The organism is Azospirillum sp. UFLA03-27, from assembly GCF_059803775.1.
In genome coordinates, this window is record NZ_JAUQTX010000132.1 from 1 (window position 1) to 18755 (window position 18755).

Annotated in this window: 18 protein-coding genes; 14 read left to right on the plus strand and 4 right to left on the minus strand. The window is 68.6% G+C overall.

The window, feature by feature from the left end; genetic code table 11:
- Both Q4I23_RS19330 and Q4I23_RS19335 read right to left on the minus strand, forming a co-directional pair.
- Nucleotides 1-489 (minus strand): restriction endonuclease subunit S domain-containing protein (locus tag Q4I23_RS19330; protein ID WP_498527252.1); only part of this gene is annotated, 489 nt, incomplete at its 3' end.
- A gap of 2 nt (nt 490-491) precedes the next feature.
- Nucleotides 492-2039, minus strand: coding sequence for a class I SAM-dependent DNA methyltransferase (locus tag Q4I23_RS19335; RefSeq protein WP_498527253.1), 1548 nt, complete (start codon nt 2037-2039; stop codon nt 492-494).
- 258 nt (nt 2040-2297) lie between these two features.
- Between Q4I23_RS19335 and Q4I23_RS19340 the strand changes: the two genes are divergently transcribed.
- The 8 genes from Q4I23_RS19340 to Q4I23_RS19375 all read left to right on the plus strand — a co-directional run bounded on the left by Q4I23_RS19340 (nt 2298) and on the right by Q4I23_RS19375 (nt 10312).
- Nucleotides 2298-2477 carry a hypothetical protein gene (locus Q4I23_RS19340; RefSeq protein ID WP_498527254.1) on the plus strand — a complete coding sequence of 60 codons (180 nt, stop codon included), beginning with the start codon at nt 2298-2300 and terminating at the stop codon, nt 2475-2477.
- A gap of 177 nt (nt 2478-2654) precedes the next feature.
- Complete coding sequence (locus Q4I23_RS19345) at nt 2655-3224, plus strand: phage connector family protein (RefSeq protein ID WP_498527255.1); 570 nt, start codon at nt 2655-2657, stop codon at nt 3222-3224.
- The gene (locus Q4I23_RS19350; RefSeq protein WP_498527256.1) at nt 3224-5119 is read left to right on the plus strand and encodes a phage tail protein; all 1896 of its coding nucleotides are present in this window, start codon (nt 3224-3226) and stop codon (nt 5117-5119) included. The genes Q4I23_RS19345 and Q4I23_RS19350 overlap by 1 nt, the downstream gene beginning before the upstream one ends.
- Nucleotides 5119-5784 carry a hypothetical protein gene (locus Q4I23_RS19355; protein ID WP_498527257.1) on the plus strand — a complete coding sequence of 222 codons (666 nt, stop codon included), beginning with the start codon at nt 5119-5121 and terminating at the stop codon, nt 5782-5784. Before Q4I23_RS19350 ends, Q4I23_RS19355 begins: the two co-directional genes overlap by 1 nt.
- 52 nt (nt 5785-5836) lie before the next feature.
- Complete coding sequence (locus Q4I23_RS19360; RefSeq protein ID WP_498527258.1) at nt 5837-7867, plus strand: glycosyl hydrolase family 28-related protein; 2031 nt, start codon at nt 5837-5839, stop codon at nt 7865-7867.
- A complete protein-coding gene (terL, locus tag Q4I23_RS19365) occupies nt 7867-9408 on the plus strand; it encodes a phage terminase large subunit (RefSeq protein WP_498527259.1) in 1542 nt (513 codons plus the stop codon). The genes Q4I23_RS19360 and terL overlap by 1 nt, the downstream gene beginning before the upstream one ends.
- Nucleotides 9409-9497: 89 nt before the next feature.
- Nucleotides 9498-9833: a hypothetical protein gene (locus Q4I23_RS19370; protein ID WP_237902930.1), complete on the plus strand. Its 336-nt coding sequence runs from the start codon at nt 9498-9500 to the stop codon at nt 9831-9833.
- Nucleotides 9830-10312, plus strand: coding sequence for a cell wall hydrolase (locus Q4I23_RS19375; RefSeq protein ID WP_498527260.1), 483 nt, complete (start codon nt 9830-9832; stop codon nt 10310-10312). Before Q4I23_RS19370 ends, Q4I23_RS19375 begins: the two co-directional genes overlap by 4 nt.
- 97 nt (nt 10313-10409) lie before the next feature.
- Here the strand turns inward: Q4I23_RS19375 and Q4I23_RS19380 are convergent, their stop codons facing one another.
- Nucleotides 10410-10658 carry a hypothetical protein gene (locus Q4I23_RS19380; protein ID WP_014241509.1) on the minus strand — a complete coding sequence of 83 codons (249 nt, stop codon included), beginning with the start codon at nt 10656-10658 and terminating at the stop codon, nt 10410-10412.
- 306 nt (nt 10659-10964) lie between these two features.
- Between Q4I23_RS19380 and Q4I23_RS19385 the strand changes: the two genes are divergently transcribed.
- From Q4I23_RS19385 to Q4I23_RS19410, 6 genes are all read left to right on the plus strand, one after another.
- A complete protein-coding gene (locus Q4I23_RS19385; protein ID WP_498527261.1) occupies nt 10965-11327 on the plus strand; it encodes a DUF952 domain-containing protein in 363 nt (120 codons plus the stop codon).
- Complete coding sequence (locus tag Q4I23_RS19390; RefSeq protein WP_498527262.1) at nt 11324-12397, plus strand: quinone-dependent dihydroorotate dehydrogenase; 1074 nt, start codon at nt 11324-11326, stop codon at nt 12395-12397. Before Q4I23_RS19385 ends, Q4I23_RS19390 begins: the two co-directional genes overlap by 4 nt.
- A gap of 8 nt (nt 12398-12405) precedes the next feature.
- The gene (locus Q4I23_RS19395) at nt 12406-13617 is read left to right on the plus strand and encodes an EAL domain-containing protein (protein WP_498527263.1); all 1212 of its coding nucleotides are present in this window, start codon (nt 12406-12408) and stop codon (nt 13615-13617) included.
- A 151-nt stretch (nt 13618-13768) separates the two neighbouring features.
- Complete coding sequence (thrS, locus tag Q4I23_RS19400) at nt 13769-15733, plus strand: threonine--tRNA ligase (RefSeq protein ID WP_454019143.1); 1965 nt, start codon at nt 13769-13771, stop codon at nt 15731-15733.
- Nucleotides 15734-15817: 84 nt separating this feature from the next.
- Complete coding sequence (gene infC / locus Q4I23_RS19405) at nt 15818-16345, plus strand: translation initiation factor IF-3 (RefSeq protein ID WP_035675720.1); 528 nt, start codon at nt 15818-15820, stop codon at nt 16343-16345.
- Nucleotides 16346-16530: 185 nt separating this feature from the next.
- Nucleotides 16531-18372 (plus strand): transglycosylase domain-containing protein, encoded by a 1842-nt coding sequence (locus Q4I23_RS19410; protein WP_498527264.1) that lies wholly within the window; start codon nt 16531-16533, stop codon nt 18370-18372.
- Here the strand turns inward: Q4I23_RS19410 and Q4I23_RS19415 are convergent.
- Nucleotides 18369-18755: SH3 domain-containing protein (locus Q4I23_RS19415; RefSeq protein ID WP_498527265.1), on the minus strand; the 387-nt coding region annotated here is incomplete at its 5' end. The genes Q4I23_RS19410 and Q4I23_RS19415 overlap by 4 nt on opposite strands.

An 18755-nucleotide genomic window follows, 5' to 3' on the forward strand; every position in this document is an offset into this window, starting at 1 on the left:
TCTCTCTAATATCTTCACGATCTCGGATCGGCTTTTAGTCAGGCCGGGAATGCGGAACGCCAAGAAGTCTTCACGGGAGAGCGATAGGTTCGTAGTGCCAATCGCCCTTGCGCGACAATAAGAACGGTATTCTGGTGTCCGAAGGCACCAGTAGAGATACTGCATATTTGTATTATTGCTGCGAGGGATAAGTTTGAGAGTATCTTGCGTAAGGCGCCCCAGATCTATATTTTCAGGAACTTTCGAAACAGCGCCAAGCAGATCGCCGGACTGAGTCACATCCTTAAGAGAAACATAGACGTCTCCTGGCTGAAGCAAGAGCTTGCTTGGAGAAGTACCTCCGTAGGTCTTTAGGTTATCATCTCTGAATCCCCCGTCCCGATTTATCGACGCGAGGCCCAAGAGAACGGGACCGGGTTGCCCAAGCAAGGCACTCTGGTAAGTTGTTCCGCGCTGAAGAGTGACAAGATCGTCAATAGAATTCTGCATGTTCAAATCTTTGCGCCAATTTTCTTTAGGCTCAGAAGCAGTGCGGCATCGGTTTCTGCGGCTTCAGTAAGAAGACGATTCAGGTTTTCGGCGATGGTATTCAGCTTTTCCTCAAATGACACTTCGTCATCCTCGATGTCCGCTGCCCCGACATACCTTCCGGGGGTCAACACGAAATCGTGCTCGGCAATTTCAGCCAACTTCACTGTGCAACAGAAGCCTGGAACATCCTGATAGGCAGTTGCCGCACCTTTTCCGCGCCACGCATGGTATGTATCCGCAATTTTCTGAATGTCGGCGGTGGTCAACTCCTTCCGGGTGCGGTCCACCATAGACCCCAGCTTGCGCGCGTCGATGAACAGCACCTCTCCGCGACGGTCCCGGAAGCCGTTCGGTGCCTTGCTGCGCGCCAGGAACCATAGGCACGCTGGAATCGGCGTGGAGTAGAAGAGCTGGCCCGGCAGAGCCACCATGCAGTCGATCAGGTCGGCTTCGACCATCGCCTTGCGGATCTCGCCCTCACCCGACTGCTGCGACGACATGGAGCCGTTCGCCAGCACCACACCGGCATGGCCTTTAGGCGAGAGATGGTGAATCATGTGCTGGAGCCACGCGAAGTTGGCGTTGCCTTCCGGCGGCACGCCGTGCTTCCAGCGTACGTCCTCACGCAGCCGGTCGCCGCCCCAATCCGAAATGTTGAACGGCGGGTTCGCCAAGATGAAGTCGGCCTTGAGGTCCTTGTGCTCGTCCTTGTGGAACGAGCCCTCATTGTTCCAGCGGATGTCGGCCTCAATGCCCCGGATCGCCATGTTCATCTTGGCGAGCCGCCAGGTCGTGTTGTTCATCTCCTGGCCGTAGATCGCGACGTCGTCGACCTTGCCGCCGTGGGCCAGGACGAACTTCTCCGACTGCACGAACATGCCGCCCGAGCCGCAGCAAGGGTCGTAGATGCGGCCCTTGTAGGGCTCCAGCATCTCGACCAGCAGGCCGACGACCGAGGGCGGCGTGTAGAATTCGCCGCCGCGCTTCCCCTCGGCGCCGGCGAAGGCGCCCAGGAAGTATTCGTAGACCCGCCCGAGCAGGTCCTTGGTGTCGGTGGCGCCGCCCGTCTTGATCGACGCGACCAGGTCGATCAACTCACCCAGCATCGTCTTGTTGAGGGAGGGGCGGCCGTAGTCCTTGGGCAGCACGCCCCGCAGGCTGTCGTTCGACGCCTCCACCGCGGCCATGGCGTCGTCGATGACCTTGCCGATCGTGTCGCTCTTGGCCGCGGCCTGGATGCCCGGCCAGCGGGCCACCTTGGGAACCCAGAAGACGTTCTCCGCCAGGTACTCCTCCGGGTCCTCCGCGTCGGACAGCGGGTCCGCTGCCAGCGCGGCGTGGCGCGCCTCGAACGCATCCGAGATGAACTTCAGGAAGATCAGGCCGAGGACGACGTGCTTGTACTCCGAGGCGTCCATAGCGCCGCGCAGCTTGTCCGCGGTCGCGAAGAGGGTCACCTCGATCCGCTCCTTGGGCTTCGCTGTCTCTGCCTTCTTCGGCCGTGCCATAGCTGCGTTCCAGTTCCGGATCATCAATCGGACCGGATCGTAGGCGATGCACTCGCTGCGCGCAATCTGGTTAATACAACATATAAGGGTATGTTGCGGGCGTCGAAGATAGACTTCTATGGTCCTGCGGTTGCGCCTCTCTGGCTGGCCCTGTTCTGAGCAGCGTGCCTAAGTGCAAGCCGGATTGCACGGTGTTGCAGATAGTCATCGTGCGTCTTCACCCTGTGGCACTACACGACGCCGGACGCCGCCGCGGCGGTGGACAACAGCGGCTATTTCAACGGCGCGTCCGACCTGCTGCGCAGCGGCGACATGATCCTGGCCAACACCGGCACCGCCGGGACGCCCGCCGCCGGCGTCTTCGTGGTCGCCGCCAACGCGGCGGGGGTGGTGGACGTCACCAACCTGTCGCCCTTCGGCGCGTCCAACACGGACTGACGGGTTCCCTTCAATGTTCCCTCTCCCCTCCGGGGAGAGGGTCAGGGTGAGGGGGATGCGCGTTTGCCGAACGTTTTCGCCACGCACATCCCCCTCACCGGCCCTGCGGGCCACCCTCTCCCCAGAGGGGAGAGGGCTATGGAAGCTCGTCTCCCTCTGATCCGAAGGATCGATCCCATGGCATTGACGGCTATCGGGCTGTGCAGCCGCGCGCTCATCAAGATCGGGGCGACGGCGATCACCGCCTTCGACGAGGGCACCGCCGAGGCGGAGGTCGCGGGGGCGCTCTTTGAGCCGGCGCGCGACGCGCTGCTCTCCGCCAACGCCTGGAGCTTCGCCACCCGGCAGGCCCGGCTGGCGCGGCTGGCCGACGACCCGGTCGCCGATTACGGCGTGGCCTTCCAGCTTCCCGCCGATTTCCTGCGCGCGCTCGGCGCCGGGTCGGGTGGGCGGGGCCGCGGTCTCGACTACCGCATCGCCGGGCGGGCGTTGCACGCGGCGTCCGACGCGGTGGTGCTGACCTATGTCGGACGTCCGGCGGAGGAGGACTTTCCCGCCTTCTTCGACCAGGCGCTGATCGCCCGGCTGGCCGCTGAGTTCTGCATTCCGCTGACCGAGAGCACGAGCCGGGCGGAACTGCTGCAGCGGCTGGCCGAGAGCGAGTTCCGCCGCGCCCGCCAGACCGACGCCCTGCAGGACAGCCAGCCGGGCTTCGAGGATTTCACCCTGATCGACGCGAGGGGCTGATGGCGCGGGTTCGTCAGGTGAAGACCAACTTCACGGCGGGGGAGATTTCCCGCCGGCTGCTCGGGCGCGGCGACCTGCGCGCCTACGACAATGGGGCGCTGGCGCTGCGCAACCTGTTCATCCACCCGACCGGCGGCGTGACGCGCCGCTCCGGCCTCGCCTTCGTCGATCCGGCCCGCGGCGACGGGCGGCTGGTCGCCTTCGAGTTCAACACGGAGCAGACCTATCTGCTGGTCTTTTCCGAGGGGCGGATCGACGTCTACGGCAACGACACGCCCATCGCCAGCGTGACGGCCCCCTGGACCGCCGCCCAGCTTCCCCAGATCACCTGGACGCAGAGCGCCGACACGCTGCTGGTCTGCCACCCCGACGTGCCGCCGCGCAAGCTGACGCGCAGCGGCGCCGACGCCTGGGCGCTGACCGGCTGGAGCTACGTTGCGGACGGGGAGCGGGTGGCGATGCCCTTCTACCGCTTCGCCGATCCCGCCGTGACTCTGACCCCGTCGGGCACGGACGGGCTGGTGACGGTGACCGCCTCCGCCCCGGTCTTCGACCCGAAACAGGAGGGGACGCGCCTGCGCATCCAGGGCAAACAGCTCCGCGTCGAGGGGGTGGTGTCGGCGACGCAGGTCACCGCGACGGCGCTGGAGACGCTGGCCGGAACCACCGCCACGACGGCCTGGGACGAGCAGTCCTTCTCGCCGCTGCGCGGCTGGCCTGTGTCGGCGGCCTTCCACCAGGACCGGCTGGTCATCGGCGGGTCGCGCGACCTGCCCAACCGGCTCTGGCTGTCGCGCTCCGCCGACCTGTGGAACTTCGACCTGGGCACCGGCCAGGACGACGAGGCCATCGAGTTCGGCATCCTGTCCGATCAGGTGAACGCGGTGCGCGCCGTCTTCTCCGGGCGGCATCTCCAGGTCTTCACCTCGGGCGCCGAATACATGGTGTCGGGCGATCCGCTGACCCCGCAGAACATCCAGGTCCACCGGCAGACGCGCATCGGCTCGCCCGTCGACCGCTCCGTGCCGCCGCGCGATGTGGACGGGGCCACCCTGTTCGTGTCGCGCAACGGGCGGGAGATCCGCGAATTCCTCTACACCGACACCGAGGCCGCCTATCAGGCCAACGATCTGGCGCTGCTGGCCCGCCATCTGGTGGTGAAGCCGCGCGACCAGGACTACGACCAGGGCCGCCGGCTGATGTTCGTGGTGATGGAGGACGGCGCGCTGTGCGCCCTGACCGTCTACCGCCTGGAGCAGGTGACCGCCTGGACCCGGCTGGAGACGGACGGGGCGGTGCGCTCCGTTGCGGTGGTCGGGGACGAGGTCTACGCGCTGGTCGATCGCGCCGGGCGGTGGAGCGTCGAGCGCTTCGACGACGGGCTGAATCTCGACGCCGCCCTGGTCGGCGACCACGAGGCCCCGACCGCGGTGTGGAGCGGGCTGGACCATCTGGAGGGGCGCAGCGTCGCGGTGGTCGCCGACGGGACGGTCCGCGCCGACGCCACCGTCGCCGCCGGCAAGATCGTGCTCGACCCGCCGGCCCGCCACGTCGAGGCCGGGCTGCCCTACAGCCACCGCATTGAGCCGCTGCCGGTCAGCCTGCTTGGGCAGGCGGGCGGAACCGACGCGGTGCGGCTGGTCTCCGTCGGCTTCCGGCTGGAGGAAACGGCGGCGCTCCACGCCGACCTGGGGCGCGGCCTTCAGGAGCTGCCGCTGCACCGGACGGGGCCACAGCCGACGGGCGGCGTTCCGGCGCTGGTCTCCGGCGACCGCAAGCTGCGGGCGCTGGGCTGGCGGCGCGACAGCGACCGGCCGCTGTGGAGCATCCGGCAGGACGCGCCGCTGCCCTTCACGCTTTTGTCCGTAACCATGGAACTGAGGGTGAACGACTGATGGGCGGAATCACGACCCTGGCCACGACGGCGCTGCCGCTGGCCAACGCCGTCGCCGACACGGTGGACCGTGTCTCCGGCACGTCGGACAGCGCGCGCCGCCAGCAGGCTGCCGACGAGCGCCGATACGCCTATCAGGCGGAACAGCAACGTCTGCAATGGCAGCGCGAGGACGAACTGCGGCGCCAGGACCAGGAGCTTCAGCGCCAGAAGGAGGAGCAGGCCCGCGCTGAGGCGGAGCGGCAGCGCAGCCGCGAGATGGACTGGCTGGCGCAGAGCCAGAATCTTGCCGCCCAGCAGCTCCGCACCGGGCAGGCCGCCACGCTGGCCGATAAGGAAGGGGACGCCCGCACGCGGCTGGCCCAGATGTCCGCCGCCGCGCAATCCGACGAGCGGCGGCGTGTGGACGCCCTGCGCCGCACCGTGGCGCGCACCCGCGCGACGCTCGGCTCCAACGGGGTCAGCGCGGCGGACGGCTCGGGCGAGGCGATCCTGCTCGGTGTCGTCAAGGACAGCGCCGCGGAGCGCGGGGAGGCGGAGGGTGCCGACCGGCTGAAGCGCGAGGCCATCCAGCAGGAGGTCGACAGTGTGCGCCGTCGCAACCTGCTGGAGCAGGCGCAACTCGCCGAGCGCCAGCGGTTGGAGTTCATGAGCCGCTTCTACTGACGCTTCCGCCCCGCCGAATCTTATCGTTCCACGCAGCAGGAGGGGCGCCCCCATGCCCAGCGCAATCGACGTTCCACGCGGCAACCCGCGCGTCCAGTATCTTGCCGACGGCGTGCAGACGGATTTCACCTTTCCGTTCCCGGTCTTCGAGGACAACGACCTCCAAGTCTTCCTGGGCGCGGCGCGGCAGACCACGGGCTATGCGGTGAGCGGCGCCGGGGAGACGGCGGGCGGCACGGTGGCCTTCGCCATACCGCCGGAAGCCGGGACGCCCGTCCTGCTGCGCCGCCGCCTGCCCATCGAGCGGATGAGCGACTTCCTGGAGAGCGGGCCGTTGCCGGCCGCCAGCTTGAACCGCGAGTTCGACCAGCTGACCGCCGCGCTCCAGCAGGTGGCCGGGGACCAGGAGCTGATGCTGCGCTACACCGACACCGACCTGCCGGCCTCCAACCGCTTGCCGGAACGGACGGTGCGGGCGGGCCAGCTCCTGGCCTTCGATACGGTGGGAAATCCCATCGCACGCCCACCGGTGGACGAGGAGGCGCTGTCGACCTTCGTCGCACCCGGCGCCGGCGCGGTGCGCCGCCCGGTGCGCGAGAAGCTGGCCGACGCCCTGTCGGTGAGGGATTTCGGCGCGGTCGGCGACGGGGTCGTGGACGACACGCGGGCGATCCAGGCCGCGCTGACCAGTGCGAACGCCGTTCATGTGCCGCCGGGCACCTATCGGATCACCAACACGCTGACTGTGGGCTATGGGCAAACCCTGTATGGGGCGGGGCAAAGGTCGGTCATCGCCGGCTCCTCGGCGGGCTTCGACCTGATCCATCTGCCGGACGGCTACGCCACGGTGAGCGGCCTGCGGCTGGAGCGGGGCGACGCCGCGGTGCGGCTGTTCGGGCGGGACGGCCCCTGCGTCCACAACACGCTGAGCGACCTGACCGTCTGGGACCCGCGGGTCGGGCTGCTGTTCGACGGTTATGCCGACCCCAATTGGCCCTGTTACTGGAACATGGTGTCGCGCGTGCTGGTGGCCCGTCCGTCGCTGCACGGGGTGTGGCTGACCCGGACGGGGGAGGGCGACACGCCCAACGCCAACCGCTTTTCCATGGTGCGCGTCTATTCCCTGTCGGCGCCGATCGCCGGCTGCGGCTTCTTCGTGGAGCAGGGCAAGTACAACAACAGCTTCCAGGACTGCGAGGCCAACCTGTCGACCATGGCGCTGGCTTGCTTCCGCGTCGGCGCCAACACCGACAAGACGCTGATCCTGAATTTCTACGCGGAGTCGCTGGGCGGCGTACCGAATGTGCAGCTCGACGCCGGGTCGGTGGAAACGGCCATCGTCAACCTGCTGTCGATGTCCGCCGGCCCGGCCATCCACGACCTGTCGGGCGGCCGCTACACGGCGGTGAACGCCGGCTATCCGGAAAAGAACCGGCTGGGGCGCAGCCGCGTCTCCGAACTGGTCGTCGAGGCCCTGCGCTACGACACCGAGTATGTGGAGCCGCAGGCCGGCGGGGTGGTCGTGCTGGACCTCGCCAGCTCCGTCTATCTGGTCAGCGCCTACAGCGGCGACGTGGAGCTTCGGCTGCCGGCGGCGGGGGCGGCCAATGGCCATGCGGTGACGCTGAAGCGGACGGACGCCTCCCTCCACCGCCTGACCATCACCGAGGAGGGCGGGCCGGGACCGGACGGCCGGACGGTGGCGTTGGGCAACCACTACGACTTCGTGACCATCGTCTCGAACGGGGCCGGCTGGTGGGTGGTGGCCGGCAACAATCGGCCGGGCAACGCCTATTTTCACGACCGGCCGGGCCTGTTCGAGCCGGACCTGAACCAGGCGCTGTATCTGGTCAGCGCCTTCAATGGCGCGGTCACGGTGAGGCTGCCGCCGCCGGGGGCGCTGCACGCGGTCGGACGCACGGTGACGGTCAAGAAGGCCGACGTGTCGGGCAACCCGGTCACCGTCACCGTGCAGGGCGGCAGTGGGCCGGACAACGCCCCGGTGTCGCTGAATTCCACCGGCAGTGCGGTCACGGCGATGTCCAACGGCGCCGGCTGGCACATTCTGGGCCGGGTGGCGTGATGGAGGCGGAAACGCGCAAGAAGGGTTTCTTCGCCTTCGTCCAGGATTGGAACCGGCAATCGGAGCTGACCACCCCCCGCCACCATCTGCAGATCGCTGCGTGGCTGGAACGGCAAGCCGTCGGAGTCGGGTCTTTTGGCATCGGGCCGCGCCTGCTGCTGATGGCCTTCCGCGGGGCGGGCAAGTCGTCCATCGTCGGCCTGTTCGCGGCCTGGATGCTCTACCAGGACCCCAACCGGCGGCTGCTCGTCCTGGCGGCGGACCTGAAGCTGGCCAAGAAGATGGTGCGCAACGTCAAGCGCATCATCGAGCGCCATCCCGACACCCGCGGCCTGAAGCCCCCGGCGAAGGAGCGCGACCAGTGGGCGGCCGGCCAGTTCACCGTGGTGCGGGCTCAGGAGTTGCGCGACCCCTCCATGGTGGCGGCGGGTGTGGGTGGCAACATCACGGGCAGCCGCGCCGACGTGGTGATCTGCGACGACGTCGAGGTGCCGCGCACCTCCGGCAGTCCGGGCAAGCGCGCCGACCTGCGCGAGAGGCTGGCGGAGATCGACTATCTGCTGGTGCCGGGCGGGGTGCAGCTCTATGTCGGGACGCCGCACAGCTACTACTCCATCTACGCGGAGGAGCCGCGGGCGGAGGCGGGCGAGACGCGGCCTTTCCTGGACGGCTTCGCGCGGCTGGTCCTGCCGGTCTACACCGACGGCCCGGACGGCCGGCGCCGCTACGCCTGGCCGCAGCGCTTCGGCGAGGCCCACGTCAACCGCATCCGCAAGACGACCGGCCCCAACAAATTCACCAGCCAGATGCTGCTGCAGCCGGTCAACGAGGCGGAAGGGTTCCTCGACCCCGACCGGCTGGGCCGCTACGACGGCGAGCTGGACTACTGGGAGTCGGCGGGGCGGGCGGTGCTGACGCTGAACGGCCAGCGCATGGCCTCGGCCTCCTGCTGGTGGGACCCGGCCTTCGCACGCCCGGCGGCGGAGGGCGGCAAGCCCGGCGATTCCAGCGTCGTTGCCGCGGTGTTCGGCGGGGAGGACGGGCGCTTCTATCTGCACCGCGTGCTCTACCTGTCGGTGGACCCCGGCGATCCGGACACCGAGGCGGAGCAGCAATGCCTCCAGGTCGCCCGCTTCCTGGAGCGGCACCACCTGCCGGCGGTGCATGTGGAGATCAACGGCATTGGGCGCTTCCTGCCCGGCCTGCTTCGCAAGGCGCTGCGCACGGAGAAGGTCGCCGCCGCCGTGGTCGAGGAGGCCAGCCGCCGCGCCAAGGCGCTGCGCATCCGCGAGGCGTTCGACGCGCTGCTGGCTGACCGTCGGCTGCTCGCCCACGCTGCGGTGTGGGAGACGCCCTTCATCCGCGAGATGCGCGAATGGTCGCCGGACGGGCGCTATACGGGCCGCGACGACGGGCTGGACGCGGTGGCCGGCGCGCTGTCCTGCGAGCCCTTCCGCTTCGACCGCCAGACGGCGCCGGGGCGGAAGCCGGATTGGCGCGCCACGGCGGCGCCGACCTCGGCGGAGAGCTGGGACGTGTGATTGCCGACCGCACCGTTCCGTGTTCCGACGGGCCGCCTTCCTGACCGGACGGCGGCCTTTTCTTTTGCCTTTTTCCTTGGAGAACGGAGATGCAGGAGTCCATCGACCTGTCCTGGTGGATCACGGCGGTCGAGTTGCCGGTGATGGGCGGGCTGTTCTGGCTGATCGCGCGGCTGCGCCGGGATGCCGAAACCGCGCTGGAGACGGTGCGGGCGCGCGCCGAGACCGCCCAATTGCAGGTGCGTGAGAGCTTGGCCGCCTACAAGCTGGAGGTCGCCAAGACCTATGTCTCGGTCGCGACGCTGAAGGATGTGGAGCGGCGGCTGACCGACCATCTGCTGCGCATCGAGACCAAGCTGGAGAACGGCTGCGCGCCGCTCGTCCAGCCCTACGCCCCGCCCTACGGCGACGGGGGCCGCCGATGAGGCCGCGTGTCCTGAAGCCGGAACCCGGACCGGTGGCCGCGCCGCAGGGGCCGTCCGCCAATGCGTCCGGCCAAGCCGTCGACACGCTCGCCCGCACGCTGTGGGGGGAGGCGCGCGGCGAGTCCGTGCGGGCCATGGAGGCGGTGGCGGCGGTCGTGATGAACCGCGTCAGCCGGGCGCGCGACCATGGCGGGTGGTGGTGGGGGAATGACGTGGTCGCCGTCTGCCGTCTGCCTGGACAGTTTCCCTGCTGGGACCCGGACGCGCCGGGACGGCTGGGGCTGCTGTCGGTCACCGCCGCGGACCCGGTCTTCGCCGCCGCCCAACGGATCGCCCGCCGCGCGGTGGCCGGTCTGCTCGACGACCCGACGGGCGGAGCGACTCACCTGCACCGGGCGGGGGCGAACCCGCAATGGGCGCAAGGGCGCAGCGTCTGTGCCGAGATCGGCGGGTTGCAGTTCTACGACGACGTCGAATGACGCCTCGTGCTGCACCGACGTCTCCCGGCCGCGTTCCGGCGGGCCGGACATCCGGGTCCGGACCGCCGCCGCGGAAGGAGAGGCTGGAACGGACCGGTCAGGCGGCTTCCTTGATCATCGCCAGATAGATCTTCCAGGCCGTCTCGACCGAGACGCCGCCGGCGCGCGACCCGGCGGCCAGCATCGCCGCCGAGGGCTTCAGCGGGACGGGCGTGCTGCTGGGCTCGACGGAGGCGGTCAGGGGGGCGCTGTCCACGCTGGACACGATCACTCCATGGATGCGCGAGTCGAGCGCGTGTTCCACCGGGTGGCGTTCCTTCACAACATTCATCGCAATCGCGTTCATGGGGCATCTCCTTGCTTGCCCATCTCTCAGCAATCCCGATGCCAACTCCGAAAAGTTGCCGAAGAAGGGGTGGATGCCCTGGAGAGTCCTTGATTTTGCGGCTTTTCCGTGTGGTCGCCGGGGTGCGATGCGGCGGAACGGCGAATTTTCCTTCTGCAAAATGTCAGGGGATTCCCAAAGCCACGTTTGCAAATTGCGAAGCAAACAGCGCAACGTCCCATTCTGAAGTTATCAACGCTCCGCCGGTTCTCCCGTTTTTGCCACGGCTGGCATTGGCGGAGGGCTTTGCGGTAAGGTCGCCCCGCCATGACTGAACGGATCATCTTTCATATGTGCCGCGCCGTGGAGTGGGAGCGGGCGCTCACCGCCGGGGCCTACCACGGCTCGTCGCAGGATGCGGCGGACGGCTTCATCCATTTCTCCACCGGCGCCCAGGTCGAGGAAAGTGCCGCCAAGCACCGCGCCGGGCAGGACGGCCTCGTCCTGCTGACCGTGGACGGCGCCGCGCTGGGCGACGCGCTCAAGTGGGAGCCGTCGCGTGGCGGCCAGCTCTTCCCCCATCTCTACGGCCCGCTGCTGCCCGCGGCGGTGCTGCGCGCCGACCCGCTGCCGTTGGGGCCGGACGGCCGCCACCTCTTTCCGGCGACCTTCAAGGACACCACACCGTGATCGACCTGTTTCCCATCGTCGGCCCCGTCCTGCGCAGCTTCGATCCGGAGACGGCGCACGGGCTGACCATCAAGGCCCTGTCGAGCGGGCTGATGCCGCCGGTGCGGGAAAAGGACGATCCCATCCTGCGGAGCCGGGTGTTCGGCCTGGACTTTGCCAACCCGGTCGGCCTCGCCGCCGGCTTCGACAAGAACGCCGAGGTGGTCGACGCCATGCTGCGGCTGGGCTTCGGCTTCGTCGAGGCGGGCAGCGTGACCCCCCGCCCGCAGCCCGGCAACCCCAAGCCGCGCCTGTTCCGCGCGCCGGAGCAGGGGGCCGTCATCAACCGCATGGGATTCAACAATGAGGGGCTGGAGCCCTTCGCCCAACGGCTGGAGCGGCGCCTGTCCGGCAGGCGCAAGGCGCCGGGACTTGTCGGGGCCAACCTCGGCAAGAACAAGGACACGGTGGAGGCGGCCGACGATTACGTCCTCGGCGTGACCCGGGTGGCGGCTCTGGCCGACTATCTGGTCGTCAACGTGTCGTCCCCCAACACGCCGGGCCTGCGTGCGCTCCAGGGGCGCGACCCGCTGCGCACCCTGCTTGGCCGCGTTCTCGACGCCCGGTCGGCCTGCAGGCTGGCCAAGGCGCCGCCCGTCCTGCTGAAGATCGCCCCGGACCTGACCGACGAGGACAAGGCGGACATCGCCGCGGTCGCTCTGGAGTCGGGCATCGACGGGCTGATCGTCTCCAACACCACCATCGCCCGCCCGGCGGAGATCCCCGAGCCGCTGCGCGGGGAAGCCGGCGGCCTGTCCGGAAAGCCGCTCTTCGTGCCCTCAACCGCGGTCCTGCGCGAGATGTACGGGCTGACCGGCGGCAAGCTGCCGCTGGTCGGAGTCGGCGGCATCGCGTCGGGCGCCGACGCCTACGCCAAGATCCGCGCCGGCGCCTCGCTGGTGCAGCTCTATTCCGCGCTGGTCTATGCCGGGCCGGCGCTGGTTCTGGCGATCCGGCGCGACCTTGCCGCCCTGCTGCGCCGCGACGGCTTCGCCTCGCTGAGCGACGCCGTGGGGGCGGATCACCGCTGAGCGGGCGCATGGCGGCCCTGGCGGCCTTCCTGCATGGGCTGGCCGTCGCCACGGCGGCGGCCTCGGTCGCCCTCGGCCTGCCGGAATTGCGACCCGGCACCGACCCGGCGGTGGGCTGGATCGGCGGTGGGCTGGTCCTTCTGGCGGGTGGCGTCGCGGACCTGCACCGCCGCCTGGCCCGCCGGCAGCGTGACACCCTGCGCCGGCTGGACCACCTTCAGAAGAGCGTGGATGCGCTGGCCGAACGGCTGGAGCAGCGGATCGCACCGGGGGCGGAAACCGACAACGCCGTTCCTTCTTCCGCCGCCCACGAGGCCGTGCTTCAGGAGGTCAAGCTCCTGCACACGCTGGTCGCCCGGCTCGGCGAATCCCGATCGTCGGGAGAGCATGAACCGCCGGCGGCATCCCGCCCGGCCCGGCCAGGGCCCCAAGCCCCGCGCATTCCGGACCCGCCGCCCGCGGCCGGAGCCGAAGCGACGCCGATGGACGACGCCGCGGTTCTGGAAGCGGTGCGCGAGGCATTGGCCGCCGACCGGATCGACATCCACCTCCAGCCCATCGTCAGCCTGCCCCAGCGCAAGCACCGCTTCTTCGAGGTGTTCTCGCGCGTGCGCGCCGCCGACGGGGCGCTGATCCTGCCCGACCGCTATCTGGAGATCGCGGAGCGCGCGGGGCTGATGGCCACCATCGACAATCTCCTGCTGGTCCGCTGCATCCAACTGATCCGCGAGACGGAGCGGCGCCAGCACGCCATCGGCTTCTTCTGCAACATGTCCGCTGCCACGCTCAGCGACGCGGCGTTCATGCGGCAGTTCCTCGATCTGTTGGCCCGGAACCAGACGCTGGTGCCCAAGCTGGTGTTCGAGTTGAGCCAGCAGGAGCTGCGGGCGGGTGGGGCGGTGACGATGGGCATTCTGTCGCAGCTGTCCCGCATCGGGTTCCGCTTCTCCATGGACCGGGTGAGCGACCTGGACATCGACGTGGACGCGCTGCTGCGCCACGAGATCCGCTACCTGAAGCTGGACTGCACCCTGCTGATCGACCCCGCCCTGGCGCCGCGCGTCGAGGCGCTGCGCCGCCGCCTGGAGGGTACGGGGGTCGACCTCATCGCCGAGAAGATCGAGACGGAGGCGCAGCTCGACGCGATCCTGCGCAGCGGCATCGACTTTGGCCAGGGCTACCTGTTCGGCGGGCCGCGTCCGGCGCGCAAACCGCCATGAGATAATTTTGCCGTGAATTAATTATGCAAGAAAATTCGCCGTTCGGGCGGCGAATTCGGGCCGGAAATGCCCCCGGCGCCCTTGACAGAAAGCCTGCCCGCATTAGAGATTTCGCCTCCCGGCATCCGCCGGGTGCGATGCAAACAGTCAAATGGTGACTTCGGTGACGTCCAACATCGCCATCACGCTGCCCGACGGCAGCGTGCGGGAGTTCGACCGGCCGGTGACGGGGCTTGAGATTGCCCAGTCGATCGGACCGCGCCTTGCCAAGGATGCGCTTGCCGTCAAGCTCGACGGCGAGGTGAAGGACCTCACCACCACCGTCACCACCAACGCCAAGATCGAGATCGTCACGCGCAGTCATCCCGACGCGCTCGAGGTCATCCGTCACGACGCCGCCCACGTCCTCGCCGACGCTGTGCAGAAGCTCTATCCGGGCACGCAGGTGACCATCGGTCCGGCGATCGCCAACGGCTTCTATTACGACTTCGCGCGCGAGGAGCCCTTCACGCCTGACGATCTGCAGAAGATCGAGGCGAAGATGCGCGAGATCGTCGCCAAGGACGTTCCCATCGTGCGCGAGGTCTGGACCCGCGACGATGCGGTCGCCTACTTCAAGAAGCTCGGCGAGCATTACAAGGCCGAGCTGATCGAGGCGATTCCGGCGGACCAGGACATCAGCGTCTACCGCCAGGACGACTGGCTGGACCTGTGCCGCGGCCCGCACGCCCCGACCACGGGCAAGGTCGGCAACGGCTTCAAGCTGATGAAGGTGGCCGGCGCCTACTGGCGCGGCGACAGCCGCAACCCCATGCTCCAGCGCATCTACGGCACCGCCTGGCGCGACGAGAAGGAGCTGAAGGCCTACCTGCACCAGCTCGAGGAGGCGGAGAAGCGCGACCACCGCCGGCTGGGCAAGGAGCTGGACCTCTTCCACGTGCAGGAGGAGGCCGTCGGCTCGGTCTTCTGGCACCCGAAGGGCTGGACGCTGTTCCGCACGCTGGAGACCTACATCCGCACCAAGCTGAGCCAGGCGGACTACGTCGAGGTCAAGACGCCGCAGCTCATCGACAGCTCGCTGTTCAAGGCGTCGGGCCACTGGGACATGTATGGCGACAACATGTTCAAGGTCTCGGCGGACGACGGCGAGAAGATGCTCGGCATCAAGCCGATGAACTGTCCGGGCCATGTGCAGATCTTCAAGCACGGTCTGCGCTCCTACCGCGACCTGCCGATCCGCATGGCGGAGTTCGGGGCCTGCCACCGCAACGAGCCGTCGGGCGCGCTGCACGGCATCCTGCGCGTGCGCGCCTTCACCCAGGACGACGCCCACATCTTCTGCACGGAAGATCAGGTGGCGAGCGAGGCGGCGGAGTATTTCAAGCTGCAGCTCGGCGTCTACCGGGATCTGGGGTTCGACAAGATCGCGGTGAAGCTGGCGCTGCGTCCCGACGTGCGCACCGGCTCCGACGATCTGTGGGACCGCGCGGAGGGCGCGCTGCGCCAAGCGCTCGACGCCGCCGGGCTGGAGTATGAGGACCTGCCGGGCGAGGGCGCCTTCTACGGCCCGAAGGTGGAGTTCCACCTGACCGACGCCATCGGGCGCACCTGGCAGTGCGGCACGCTCCAGTACGATCCGAACCTTCCCGAGCGGCTCGACGCCTCCTACATCGGCGAGGACGGCGCCCGCCACCGCCCGGTGATGCTGCACCGGGCGATCCTGGGGTCGCTGGAACGCTTCATCGGCATGCTGATCGAGCATTACGCCGGCAAGTTCCCGATGTGGCTCGCCCCGGTACAGGCGGTGGTCTGCACCATCACCAACGAGGCCGACGGTTACGGGCAGGAGGTGGTCAGCCTGCTGAAGCGCCGCGGCATCCGTGCCGAACTCGACACCCGGAACGAGAAGATCAACCTGAAGGTCCGCGAACACAGCCTTCAGAAGGTTCCCGTCCTGGTGGTTGTGGGCAAGCGCGAGGCGGAGGAGCGGACGGTCGCGCTGCGTACCCTCGGTGGTAAGGATCAGGAAGTTCTTGCCCTCGAAGCCGCTCTCAATAAACTGAGTGAGGAGGCGCGGTCCCCCGCGGGCGCCGCCGCCTTCGATTCGCCGTTCTAACCGACCGCACCGTTCGGGCGGGCTTCCCTCCGGGAGGTCGCGCCCCGGTGGGTTTCCAGTCATGGAGAAGCGTCCATAGCCAGGATACCGTCCGAAGCCGCTCCGACCCGCGATGGACCGCGGGTAAACCGGGAGATTACGGCTCGCTCGATCCGTCTCGTCGGTGCCGACGGCGAGATGGTGGGCGTCGTTTCGCTGCGCGATGCGCTGCTGGCCGCTGAGGATGCGGGTCTCGACCTCGTCGAGATCGCCCCCCAGGCTGAGCCTCCTGTCTGCAAGATCCTCGACTATGGCAAGTACAAGTACGAGGCGCAGAAGAAGGCTGCCGAGGCGCGCAAGAAGCAGAAGATCATCGAGGTGAAGGAGATCAAGCTCCGACCCAACATCGATGACAATGACTACGACGTGAAGATGCGCTCGGCCCGCCGCTTCCTTGAGGAAGGCGACAAGGTCAAGGTGACCATGCGCTTCCGTGGGCGCGAGATGGCGCACCAGGATCTTGGCATGAACGTGCTGGTCCGCGTGCGCGACGAGTTGGACGAACTGGCGAAGGTCGAACAGATGCCGAAGCTCGAAGGACGCCAGATGGTCATGGTCCTGGCGCCGAGGTGACCCTTCGGCGCGACGGCCCGCCCGCCGTCCGCAGAGCACACGCGTCCCCAAAAAGGCCCGCCGGTTCCGGCGGGCCTTTTTGTTCGCTGATGCCGCTCCAGGGATTCGCAATTACGGGGTAGCGGCATTGCGGAAGCGGGACGGTGCGCCGACGTGAGGCTCATTCCGCCTCCACCATTCGGCCGATGCTCCGATCATCCCTGCTCCGCCGCGCTGCCCTGGCTTTGACGCTCGCGCTGCCGCTGCTGTCCGGCCTCCCAGTGCCGCCCCCCGCCCAGGCGATGGACCTGTTCGGGGACGAGTTCCGCACCGTCGACGATGTGCTGGCGTACAACCGCGGCCACGGTGTGCGTTTCCTCGACCGGCAGGGGCGCTTCATTGGCTCCATTGGCGAGACGTACGGCGACACGCTGACCCTGGAGAAGATGCCGAAGCATTTGATCCAGGCGCTGATCGCCAAGGAGGACCGGCGCTATCTGGAGCATGACGGCATCGACTTCCAGGGGCTGGCCCGCGCGCTGGCCGTGGCGGTGACGTCCGGCCGCTTCAGCCAAGGCGGCAGCACGCTGACCCAGCAGACGATGAAGCTGATCTTCCTCAACCGCTACAACCGCTGGTCCCGCAAGGCGTACGAGCTGTACAGCGCCAGCGATTTCGAGGAGCAACTCGGCAAGAAGAACGTTCTGTACCTGTACCTCAACCGCGCCTATTTCGGTTTCGGCGCGTACGGGGTGGACGCCGCCGCCCGCGTCTTCTTCGGCAAGCCGGCGGGCAAGCTGTCGCTGAAGGAGTCGGCGATGCTCATCGGCGCGCTGCCCGCCCCCTCCCGCCTGAACCCCTTCGCCGATCTGGAGAAGGCGGAGGCCAAGGCCGCGCTGGTGCTCGACGCCATGGCCGACGCCGGCTTCATCACCGAACGCACGGCGGAGCAGACCAAGCGCCAGCGCCCGATGCTGGCCGCGGCCAACAAGGCGGCGGTCCTGTCCACCGGCCACTTTCGCGAGACGGCCAAGGCCCGTTTCGACCGTTTTGCCGCCGACCGCTACGGCGGCGATCTTCCAGGGCCGACCTTCACCGCGCGCACCACGCTCGACCGCGATCTTCAGGCCGCCGCCCTGCGCAGCGTGGAAACCACCCTGAAGCGCCATGCCAAGGGCCTGGGCGACGCGGAGGTCGCCCTGGTCGCTCTGGACGGCGACGGGGCGATCCTGGCGATGATCGGCGGGCGCGACGCGGCGGCCCGGCGCGACCACTTCAACCGCGCGCTCCAGGCGCGCCGCCAGCCCGGCTCGGCCTTCAAGCTGTTCGTTTTCCTGGCGGCGCTGGAGCGCGGGCTGACCCCGGACTCCCGTGTCGACGGCTCCCGCATGGAGTTCACGGACGGGCGGGCCATCCGCAATTTCGACAACCGCTACCCGTCCTCGGTGACGCTGGCCGATGCCTTCGCCCATTCCACCAACACGGCCTCGGCCCGGCTGACCCGCGGCCATGCGGAGGAGATCGCCGCCGCCGCCCGCCGTCTCGGCGTCGAGTCGCCGCTGGAGCCGGATCTCGGCCTCGCGCTGGGGGTCAGCGAGGTGTCGCTTCTGGAAATCACCCAGGCCTACGCGGCGGTGGCCAACGGCGGCAGCAAGGTCAATGGCCATCTGTTCCAGCGCATCGGCGATCCCGCCGGGCGGACGATCTACAGCTACACGCCGCCGAAGGCGGAACGGGTGATCGACCCGCAAATCTCGGCCGCCCTGAAAGCGATGCTGGGCGAGGTGATGCGGGACGGCACCGGCAGGACGGCCCGCCTGCCGGAGGCGCTCGCCAAGCGCGGGGCGGGCGGCAAGACCGGCACCACCAACGATTACCGGGACGCCTGGTTCATCGGCTTCGCCGACGGCGTGGCCGGGCGCGGCCTGACGGTGGGGGTGTGGGTCGGCAACGACGGCAACACGCCGATGAAGGGGGTGACCGGCGGCTCCGTCCCGGCGGAGATCTGGCGCCGCTTCATGGTCGAGGCGGCCCGGGTGAAGGGTTAGCGGCCCTTCGCCCCGGCGAGCAGGGAGGCGCCGACGAAGCCCAGCGACCGCCCGTTCCGCCCGACCTCGTACCAGGACCCGAAGGCGGCCATCACGGTGACCGTCTCCCCCCGCTCCAGGACGTCGGCCACCTTGGCGTCGCAGAAGGGGGCGACGCGCAGGTTCGCGGCGGCGCGGACGCGCACCCGCGTCCCCACGGCGATGGCCGGGCGGCGCGTGTCGGCGCTGCGCTCCTCGGCGATGGGACCGGGCAGCGCGCAGCCGCGATCCTCCTTGGACGCCTTGGCGTAGCCACCCTTGAAGCGGTTTGCCGGCGCGCTTTCCGTGACCGTCGTGGGGGCCGGGCCGGAGGGTTTGCGGGTCGGCAAGGGCTGTCTCTTATA

Coding starts and splice junctions, on each gene's coding strand:
- Q4I23_RS19380 (WP_014241509.1), bottom strand. CDS start 10,658: ATGAACGCGATTGCGATGAATGTTGTGAAGGAACGCCACCCGGTGGAA.
- Q4I23_RS19395 (WP_498527263.1), top strand. CDS start 12,406: ATGGCGGCCCTGGCGGCCTTCCTGCATGGGCTGGCCGTCGCCACGGCG.
- Q4I23_RS19370 (WP_237902930.1), top strand. CDS start 9,498: ATGCAGGAGTCCATCGACCTGTCCTGGTGGATCACGGCGGTCGAGTTG.
- Q4I23_RS19355 (WP_498527257.1), top strand. CDS start 5,119: ATGGGCGGAATCACGACCCTGGCCACGACGGCGCTGCCGCTGGCCAAC.
- Q4I23_RS19375 (WP_498527260.1), top strand. CDS start 9,830: ATGAGGCCGCGTGTCCTGAAGCCGGAACCCGGACCGGTGGCCGCGCCG.
- Q4I23_RS19335 (WP_498527253.1), bottom strand. CDS start 2,039: ATGGCACGGCCGAAGAAGGCAGAGACAGCGAAGCCCAAGGAGCGGATC.
- Q4I23_RS19410 (WP_498527264.1), top strand. CDS start 16,531: ATGCTCCGATCATCCCTGCTCCGCCGCGCTGCCCTGGCTTTGACGCTC.
- terL (WP_498527259.1), top strand. CDS start 7,867: ATGGAGGCGGAAACGCGCAAGAAGGGTTTCTTCGCCTTCGTCCAGGAT.
- thrS (WP_454019143.1), top strand. CDS start 13,769: ATGGTGACTTCGGTGACGTCCAACATCGCCATCACGCTGCCCGACGGC.
- Q4I23_RS19345 (WP_498527255.1), top strand. CDS start 2,655: ATGGCATTGACGGCTATCGGGCTGTGCAGCCGCGCGCTCATCAAGATC.
- Q4I23_RS19360 (WP_498527258.1), top strand. CDS start 5,837: ATGCCCAGCGCAATCGACGTTCCACGCGGCAACCCGCGCGTCCAGTAT.
- Q4I23_RS19385 (WP_498527261.1), top strand. CDS start 10,965: ATGACTGAACGGATCATCTTTCATATGTGCCGCGCCGTGGAGTGGGAG.
- Q4I23_RS19350 (WP_498527256.1), top strand. CDS start 3,224: ATGGCGCGGGTTCGTCAGGTGAAGACCAACTTCACGGCGGGGGAGATT.